The organism is Exiguobacterium sp. s145 (assembly GCF_018618835.1).
In the GTDB taxonomy this organism is placed as follows: domain Bacteria; phylum Bacillota; class Bacilli; order Exiguobacteriales; family Exiguobacteriaceae; genus Exiguobacterium_A; species Exiguobacterium_A artemiae.
This window is the reverse complement of the sequence record NZ_JACSMV010000011.1, coordinates 79,329-88,045: the sequence shown is the minus strand read 5'-3', so window position 1 is coordinate 88,045 and position 8,717 is coordinate 79,329. Positions and strand designations below refer to the sequence as shown.

8 protein-coding genes and 1 other annotated feature are annotated in these 8,717 nt (G+C 48.0%); of the genes, 5 read left to right on the top strand and 3 right to left on the bottom strand.

Annotation, left to right across the window (positions count from 1 at the left end; genetic code table 11):
• Positions 1-116 precede the first annotated feature (116 nt).
• Positions 117-1,088: an alpha/beta fold hydrolase gene (locus KNQ07_RS10060; protein ID WP_214766443.1), complete on the bottom strand. Its 972-nt coding sequence runs from the start codon at positions 1,086-1,088 to the stop codon at positions 117-119.
• Positions 1,089-1,098: 10 nt separating this feature from the next.
• Positions 1,099-2,778 carry a formate--tetrahydrofolate ligase gene (locus KNQ07_RS10055; RefSeq protein ID WP_214766441.1) on the bottom strand — a complete coding sequence of 560 codons (1,680 nt, stop codon included), beginning with the start codon at positions 2,776-2,778 and terminating at the stop codon, positions 1,099-1,101.
• 167 nt (positions 2,779-2,945) lie between these two features.
• Between KNQ07_RS10055 and KNQ07_RS10050 the strand changes: the two genes are divergently transcribed.
• The 5 genes from KNQ07_RS10050 to KNQ07_RS10030 all read left to right on the top strand — a co-directional run bounded on the left by KNQ07_RS10050 (position 2,946) and on the right by KNQ07_RS10030 (position 7,172).
• Entirely contained in the window at positions 2,946-3,836 is an 891-nt protein-coding gene (locus tag KNQ07_RS10050) for a carbohydrate ABC transporter permease (protein ID WP_012369485.1), read from the top strand.
• Positions 3,833-4,720, top strand: a complete 888-nt coding sequence (locus KNQ07_RS10045) for a carbohydrate ABC transporter permease (RefSeq protein WP_012369486.1) — start codon at positions 3,833-3,835, stop codon at positions 4,718-4,720. The genes KNQ07_RS10050 and KNQ07_RS10045 overlap by 4 nt, the downstream gene beginning before the upstream one ends.
• A gap of 142 nt (positions 4,721-4,862) precedes the next feature.
• Positions 4,863-5,122 (top strand) — a binding site (T-box leader).
• Between the two features lie 67 nt (positions 5,123-5,189).
• Positions 5,190-6,164 carry an aspartate--ammonia ligase gene (gene asnA, locus KNQ07_RS10040; RefSeq protein WP_012369487.1) on the top strand — a complete coding sequence of 325 codons (975 nt, stop codon included), beginning with the start codon at positions 5,190-5,192 and terminating at the stop codon, positions 6,162-6,164.
• Positions 6,165-6,339: 175 nt separating this feature from the next.
• Positions 6,340-6,561 carry a hypothetical protein gene (locus tag KNQ07_RS10035; RefSeq protein ID WP_012369488.1) on the top strand — a complete coding sequence of 74 codons (222 nt, stop codon included), beginning with the start codon at positions 6,340-6,342 and terminating at the stop codon, positions 6,559-6,561.
• Positions 6,562-6,578: 17 nt separating this feature from the next.
• Positions 6,579-7,172 (top strand): DedA family protein, encoded by a 594-nt coding sequence (locus KNQ07_RS10030; RefSeq protein ID WP_214766439.1) that lies wholly within the window; start codon positions 6,579-6,581, stop codon positions 7,170-7,172.
• Positions 7,173-7,212: 40 nt separating this feature from the next.
• On the opposite strand, the gene KNQ07_RS10025 is transcribed toward KNQ07_RS10030, so the two are convergent.
• Positions 7,213-8,676 carry a potassium/proton antiporter gene (locus KNQ07_RS10025; RefSeq protein WP_214766438.1) on the bottom strand — a complete coding sequence of 488 codons (1,464 nt, stop codon included), beginning with the start codon at positions 8,674-8,676 and terminating at the stop codon, positions 7,213-7,215.
• Positions 8,677-8,717: the final 41 nt, after the last annotated feature.

Genomic DNA, 8,717 nt, shown 5'->3' with positions numbered 1-8,717 from the left:
CATGCAAAAACACCTCCGATGTTAGTACTTTTTAAAAGTGTACCACTCCGAAGGTGTTTTATATTGTCTCAAAATTTTAGGTTAGCCCAGTCTCTCAACTGAGAGCACCCCGTTTTTTATTGATGTCCCTGTTTTCGCATGGAAGAAAGCGGATGTGAGCCGACCTGTTTGTTCAGCCAGCCCGCGATATCTGCAAAGACGCGGATCCGTTCGAACTCATGGAATAACTCATGCCGCAATCCACGGTAGACGGTGAGTTGAACGCCTTCGACACGGACACGGTTGTAAGCGTCAAACAGCGTGTGGATTCCTTTACCGTCAAAGGCAACCGGATCATCTTCCCCGGAGATCAGCAACAAAGGCAGATGGCGCGGGTGTTGGTACAGATAAGCTAGTGAGTTGACGGATTTGGTCGCCGCCAGCAACTCATGGAAAAAACCGAGAGTTACGGTTTGTCCCGATAAAGGATCTTCGTCGTAACGTAAGACCGATTGAGGATCGGAAGATAACCAGGCATTCGATGAGAGTGCCGGGAAGAAACGTAAGTTGTACCGGCCGAAAATCAGCTTACTGATTCCTTCAGCAGGATGCTGAGAAGAAGTTTGTTCGATGAGACGTCCGACAATTTTTTGACTGACGGTTCCAAGTAAACCGCTGTCAGTCGGAGGACCGCTTGCAATGATACCTGCCAGCTCATGACCAAGTGTCTGACCGAGGCGTCTTGAAATAAGCGACCCGAAACTGTGACCGAATACGAAAATCGGCAAATCCGGATAACGGTCCTTGATATCGTAAACCAGTTCTTCAGCATCCTGTATCAGTTGCGCAAAACCATGATTCGGCTCCAGATGCCCCAGTGACTCCAGTTGCTGCGCACGTGCACCGAAACAACGTAAATCCGGGATGATCGTGTGATAATGGTGGGCATAAAGAAATTCAGCAAACTCTTGATAGCGCGCGCCATGTTCCATCATGCCGTGGAAAACAATGACGACCCCTTTCGGAGCAGTAGCTTCTAACAGATGCATCGTCGTCGTATAGCCGTCTGATGCAACCCAGTGTGTATGGTCGATTGTCACATCTATCATCCTTCCCTGATTAAGAAAGTCCGTATATCGTTCCGTCTTCAGAAATTCCCATCTTATTGGCAGCCGGTATTTTCGGTAAACCCGGCATGGTTAATACATTCCCGGTCAAGGCGACGATGAATCCCGCACCGATGGATGGTTTGATTTCACGGACAGTAATCGTAAATCCTTCGACACGTCCGTACTTGCTTGGATCATCCGTCAACGAGAAGGGAGTCTTTGCCATGCAGATCGGCAGATGTCCGAGTCCCTGTTCGGTGCAACGTTCAAGCTCACGTAATGCCTTTTCTTCGAAGTGGACATCTGCTGCACCATAGACCCGTTTGGCAATCCGTTCGATTTTTTGTGTCAGCGGCAGTTCAGCCGGATAAAGCGGTGTAAACTGACTCTCTTCCTCCAAAGCCTCAAAGACCTGTTCAGCCAAAGCTTCTCCGCCGGCTCCCCCTTGGCTGAAGACTTCGCTTTCCGCTACACGGATGTTCCGTTCACGGCACCATTCAAGCACTGTCTCGCGTTCCGTATCGGTATCGGTTGCGAAACGATTCAAGGCGACGACGGCCGGGACACCGAACAGATCCATTGTCTCGACGTGTTTCTCGAGCAATGCCAGCCCTTCGACTAAAGCAGCTAAATTTTCTTCCGCCAATTGATCTTTTGCCACCCCGCCATGCATTTTCAATGCACGGACGGTCGCGACGACAACAACGGCGTCCGGATGTAAATGACCAATCCTTGATTTGATGTTAAAGAACTTTTCCGCACCGAGGTCGGCGCCAAAGCCGGCTTCCGTAACGACATAATCACTCAATTTCAAAGCAGTACGGGTCGCGATCAGCGAGTTACAGCCGTGGGCAATATTTGCGAACGGACCGCCGTGGATCAAAGCCGGTGTGCCTTCGACCGTCTGGACAAGATTAGGACGGAAGGCTTCTTTTAAGAGTAATGTCGCAGCACCGGAAGCTTTGATATCCTTGACTGTCACCGGCTGTTGGTCGTACGAATAGGCAACGACAATTCGGCTGATGCGTTCCTCTAAATCCGTGATGGAATCCGCTAAGCAGAGAACAGCCATGATTTCCGAAGCGACCGTGATATCAAACCCGTCCTGACGCGGAACGCCGTGGGCCGGTCCGCCGAGTCCAATCGTGATTTGTCGCAAGGCGCGGTCATTCAGATCAAGGACACGTTTCCACGTGATGCGACGCGGATCAATCCGTAAGTCGTTGCCTTGATGAAGATGATTATCGAGCAGGGCACTGATTGTGTTGTGGGCTGAAGTGATGGCGTGCATATCACCTGTAAAATGAAGGTTGATTTCTTCCATCGGCAAGACCTGGCTGTATCCGCCGCCGCATGCTCCGCCTTTTAATCCCATCGTTGGTCCGAGTGACGGTTCGCGCAAGCAAATCATCGTCTTATGATTGAGTCGGTGTAACGCTTGACCCAGTCCGACCGTGACTGTCGATTTTCCTTCTCCGGCAGCCGTCGGATTGATTGCCGTGACAAGAATCAGTTTTCCATCTGCTTTCGTCGCCAATCGTTTCACCAGTCCGTCTGTCAACTTTGCTTTGTATTTTCCGTACGTGTCATAATCCGCGTCAGTTAATCCGATATGTTCGGCGATTTCGGAGATGGGGCGTAGGATGGTTTGCTGGGCAATTTCTAAATCAGAACGAATCGTTTTTTCCATGGCGTAATCTTCCTCTCAAGATGAGTTTCTCTATATTTCCTTAATAGTAGCTTATCTGAAACGGACACGCCAAATAATCGTTCAATATATTCCACCCAATGGGTCAAATGGTTGCGTTTTCATTTTATGGAAAGTTGCGTAGTCTAGGGATAGAGGAGGGATGAGCAATGGCAGTAAGCAATAAGAAAAAAGTAAAGCGCGGACTTGAATTTTGGATGTTTGTCGGACCCGTCTTTTTGGTGTTCGCAGTAATCGTTCTCGTACCTTTTTTTAATGGTGTCATGTATTCATTCACGGATTGGAACGGAATTACCGGTGAGTTAAATTGGATTGGGTTTGACAACTATGTCCGGCTGTTCACGGTGGACGAACAGTTCCAACAGTCCTTCTGGCTGACGACGAAATACACCGTCGTAGCCGTGGTTTTAACGAATCTGGTTGGATTTATCTTAGCGTTTTTACTCACGCAAAATATTCGGACTCGAAATTTCTTACGGACGATTTTCTTCATGCCGAACTTAATTGGCGGATTGATTCTCGGATTCGTCTGGCAGTTCATTTACGTTAAAGGATTTGCTTCGATTGGAGAACTGACAGGTTGGAGTTTATTCGAACTTCCTTGGCTTGGTGACGCTCGAACCGGTTTCTGGGGTATTGTCATCGTTTCGATTTGGCAAGGCGGGGGATATATCATGGTCATCTATATTGCGGCCTTGCAAAATGTCCCGCAGGAACTGATCGAAGCAGCCAAAATTGACGGAGCCAACCGCCTGTCGACGTTACGGAACATTACGATTCCGCTGATCATGCCGTCGGTCACGATCTGTCTGTTCCTGACGATTTCCTGGTCCTTCAAACTATTTGATACGAACTTATCGCTCACGAACGGCGGTCCGTTTAAATCAACGGAAATGCTGGCGCTGAACATCTATAAAGAGTCATTCACAAACAATAATCTGGGTCTCGGTTCCGCCAAAGCCATCATTTTCTTTGTGGTCGTTGCCGCGATTACCGTCACCCAAGTGTACTTGACGAAAAAACGGGAGGTGGAAGCATGAGTACCGCACAACCTTTACCGAAACCGGAGCTCAAGCCGGAGCAACCGGCACCGAAAAAGCGCGGCCGTTATTCCGTACGACTCGGAACCGTGGAGATTGCCGCTTTGTTGATGGGTTTGTTGTATATGATTCCGTTTTATTATGTCATTTCGAACTCGTTTAAGACGCAAGGGGATATCTTTACGAATACATCGGGTCTTCCGAAAGAATGGATTACGGAAAACTATACGAATGCCTGGGAAGCGATGAATTTCGGGAAAGTGTTCCTGAACTCCGTCATCATCACGGTCGGTGCCAACGCCGTCATCGTGATTTTCTGTTCGATGGCCGCCTGGAAACTCGTTCGGACCAAAAGCCGTCTGTCGACGATTATCTTTTTCCTGTTTGTCGCCGCGATGATCATTCCATTCCAGTCGATTATGATTCCATTGTCGAAACTGTCAGGGGATCTCGGACTGCAAAACAGTTATTGGGGTCTGATTTTAATGTATCTCGGCTTTGGTTCCGGTCTATCGATTTTCTTGTATCATGGATTCATGAAATCGATTCCGGAAGAGATTGAAGAGGCAGCCATTATCGACGGTTGTTCGCAGTGGGGTGTCTTTTGGCGGATCGTCTTCCCGTTGCTTAAACCGATCACGGTAACGATTGTCATCCTGAACACACTATGGATTTGGAATGATTTCTTGTTACCATCGCTGATGTTACGTGATGTCGAACTGCGGACGATTCCGCTTGCGACATTCTATTTCTTCGGCCAATATACAAAGCAATGGGATTTGGCGTTAGCCGGACTGATTCTTGGGATCATTCCGTTGTTACTGTTCTTCTTCGCCATGCAAAAGCAAATTATTCAAGGAATTACGAGTGGTTCCATCAAGTGATATGTAAGCGCGTTCTCGCTTCTGCGGGAACGTTTTTGTTTTGATTGGTTAATCTGATTAGTCAGATTATTTTATTTTTTTTTGAAAAAAAGGCTTTTCAAATACTTGCCGGATGGTGTACGATGTTCTCAATTCAATTGTAACAACGACGTTGAAGGGAAGAGTAACATCTTGTAAAACCGGATTAGCGAGCTGGGGGCGGTGAGAGCCCAGTCGGAAACAAGTTGCGAAGAACATCCCGGAGTCGCTACCCGAACACTGAAGTCAGTAGGCGTAGCCGGAGTTGCCTGTCCGTTATCATATGGCCGAAGATTGAGATGATAATTGATCATCAGTCTTTTGAGTGAGCAGCTGAGCTGTTAACATGGGTGGTACCGCGGAACCGAGTCTTTCGTCCCATATTCTTGGGAGAGAAGGGCTCTTTTTTATGGCTTCTTTTTCAAACACACAATTGAGGAGGAAGATTACCATGACAACACTCGTATCGATGAAACAGACACAGGAAGCTATCACACTTGTAAAAAAACGCTTTGAGGAGCAATTCTCAGCCCAACTAGGATTGACACGCGTCGAAGCACCGTTATTCGTCGAAAGCACACTCGGAGTCAACGATCACCTGAACGGAACTGAACGCGTCATCCGCTTTGATGCGATTGATCATCAGGCAGAACTCGAAATCGTTCAATCGCTTGCGAAGTGGAAACGCCAGGCACTCCACACATACGGATTCGCAAAAGGCGAAGGCTTGTACACATTGATGCATGCCATCCGCCGCGACGAAGTATTGGATGAAACGCATTCGATCCATGTCGATCAGTGGGACTGGGAACGTGTGATTTCAAAAGAAGAGCGGACAATCGACTACTTGCAGAAAACGGTGCAAGCGATTTACGCATCGATTCGTCAAGTGGAACGTGAAGTCGAAGAACAGCTCGCGATTGAAGCGATCTTACCGGAAACGATCCATTTCATGACGACACAGGAACTGGAAGATGCGTACCCGACGCTTTCGACGAAAGAGCGTGAGACGGAAGTGACTAAAGAATACGGGGCTGTCTTCTTGATGCAAATCGGTGGAGCCTTAGCGTCCGGAGAAAAACATGACGGCCGAGCGGCTGACTACGATGACTGGACACTCAACGGCGATATTCTAGTCCATCATCCGGAAATCGGTGCATTTGAACTTTCATCGATGGGCATTCGTGTCGACCGTGAAACGTTACTCGCACAAATCGAGACGACAGGCGAGCATGCGAAACTCGATTTCCCGTTCCATCAAGGGGTACTGGCAGAAACACTTCCACTGACAATCGGCGGCGGAATCGGACAATCCCGGATGGCGATGTTCCTCTTGAAGAAACGTCACATCGGTGAAGTTCAGGCGTCGGTCTGGTCGGAAGAAACACGCGCGTCGTACCGTGAGCAAGGTGTGCACCTGCTGTAAGAACGAGTGATGTACTGATAGATATAATGACAAACCGTACTGCTGACCATGACTTTATGGATGGCAGTACGGTTTTTCTATGTGTCAAAATAAGTTCATCCGACCTCAGACTGAGGAAAGACGTGTGAAAACACGTTATAATGGGCATATGAACTAATAAGAGAGAGGTGAAGACATGTCAGCGATACTCATTACAGGATTAGTGTTTGCCTTGCTGTTCGTCGCGTTCCTTTGGTTTAACATCAAAGGATTGCGGACGATGTGGCGTGATTACAAGCGTACAGGATCAATGATGGCACTGGGCTTCTTTATCGTCGGAATCATCGGGATTTTTACAGGAGTCTGGACGACGCTCGTCGTCATCATTTATTATCTTCTTCGTCCTGCACGAGGCTGATTTAGAGGAGTGGTTGGATGCTGGAATGGTTATTCTCAGCCGGAGAGTCGAATCTCTGGCTGTTTTTAGGAATTATGATTCTTGGACTCGGGACGGAATTAATTCCGGCTGAAGTCGGTTTGCCGTTACTCGGTCTGTATGTTTCAAACGGAACGATCAGTTGGATGGCAGCTGTCCTAATCGGTTTCATCGGCAGTCTGATGGGCGCGACGCTATTTTACTTTCTCGGTCGTTACGCCGGACGTCCGATTTTGGTTCGCTACGGAAAATGGTTGATGATCAAGGAACGGGAAATCATTCAGGGAGAACGAATCGTATCGAAATACGGTTCATGGTCTGCCTTGTTCGGTCGTTTCTTCCCGGTCGTCCGTTCGGTCGTCTCGATTCCGTGTGGTCTGTTTAACTTGTCGTTCAAACGATACGTCCTCGCCTCGAGCATTGGTTTGTTCCCGGTTTCGTTTTTTTATGTTTGGCTGGGAGAGAAGTTTGGGGTGGAACGGGCAGAGTCCATGCTGAAGGGGCTTGAACAGGAATTATGGTGGATTCTCGGCATCATTGTCGTTGGAATCATCGGCTACATCATGTATCGCCGCTTGAAATCGAAGCGTTAAGAATACAAAAAGGGACTGACTATTTAAGTCAGCCCTTTTTTCATGGAGTTTTAGGGAATAAAAATCGTTTGAGCGTTTTAATCCGGTGTTTCGGAGTTAATAGAAGCAACTGATCCCGACCTTCAAAAATCGTGTCTCCACGAGGTGTCACGATTTGGTCGTCCCGGATGATTGCCGTGATTAAAAATTCCTGCGGAAGATCAATATCCATGATGGCTTTCCCGACGAATGGATGGGAATTCGGAATCGTCAATTCGATGATTTCCGCATTCGGTTTACCAATCGACATGAACTCGATAACCGTTTGAATGGCGGAAGAACCCGTGTCGTTCAAATGAAGGCGATCGGCGAGGAACGTCAGCATGCTCCCTTGAATTAACGTCGATAACAGAACGGTGAAAAAGACGATATTAAAAATCATTCCGGCGTTGTCGATGCCGGCGACAAGCGGATACGTCGCAAGAATGATCGGAACTGCTCCTTTTAAACCGGCGAAGGAAACAAACACTTTTTCCTGCCAAGAATATTTAAAGGGAAGCAGACTGAGCCAGACCGACACCGGGCGGGCGATGAAGATTAAAATCAATGCAAGGGCAATCGAGGATAGAATCACCTGCGGATCAAGCAACTGCTTCGGGAAGACGAGTAATCCGAGCACGATAAACATCCCGATTTGGGCCAAGTGCGCCATACTCATCGTAAAACGGACAAGCGTCTGACGGTAAACCAATTCATGATTGCTGATGTAGATGGCGGTCACATAGACGGCTAAGAAACCACTGGCATGAATCGTATCGGCAATACCGAACGAAAGAAAGGCGAACGACATTAAAAGAATCGGATAAAAGCTCGAGGAACTGAGATCAATCCGGTTAAGTAGTGTCGAAGCAATCCAGCCGATGAACAGACCGAGCAGTAGACCGATCACCATTTCCCAGACTAACGAAGTTAAGCCGGAAACGAGTGAAGCCTCTTTTGGATTCGTCACGAATTCCAGGAAGAAGACTGTCAAAAAAACAGCCATCGGATCATTGGTCCCGGATTCGAGTTCTAACGTTGAACCGACTTTTCGCCGGACGGATTGCCCGCTGAGTACTGAAAAAATCGCGGCAGCATCCGTTGATCCGACAATGGCACCAAGGAGAAAAGCATTAGCCCAGCTGAAGCCGAGAATGTAGTGGGACGCCACGGCAACGATTGTCGTCGCAATGAAGACACCAAACGTGGCAAGTGACAGAGAGGGTGAGAGTTCGGTCTTAACTTCTTTCCAAGCCGTTTGAAGACCTCCCTCGAATAAGATGATGATCAGCGCCACCGTACCGAGTAACTGTGCCAGCTCGGCATCATCAAACCGGATGAACCCGGTAATGTCACTGCCGGCAATCATGCCAAGGGCAATGAAAATCAGGAGAGCCGGAATATTGAGACGACTCGACAATTTCGTCGTCCAGACTGCTGTAAACAACAATAAGCCAATTAATAAAATCGTGAACTGTAGGGACATTGCATCAGACTCCTTCATGGAATATCATAACTACTTTCATC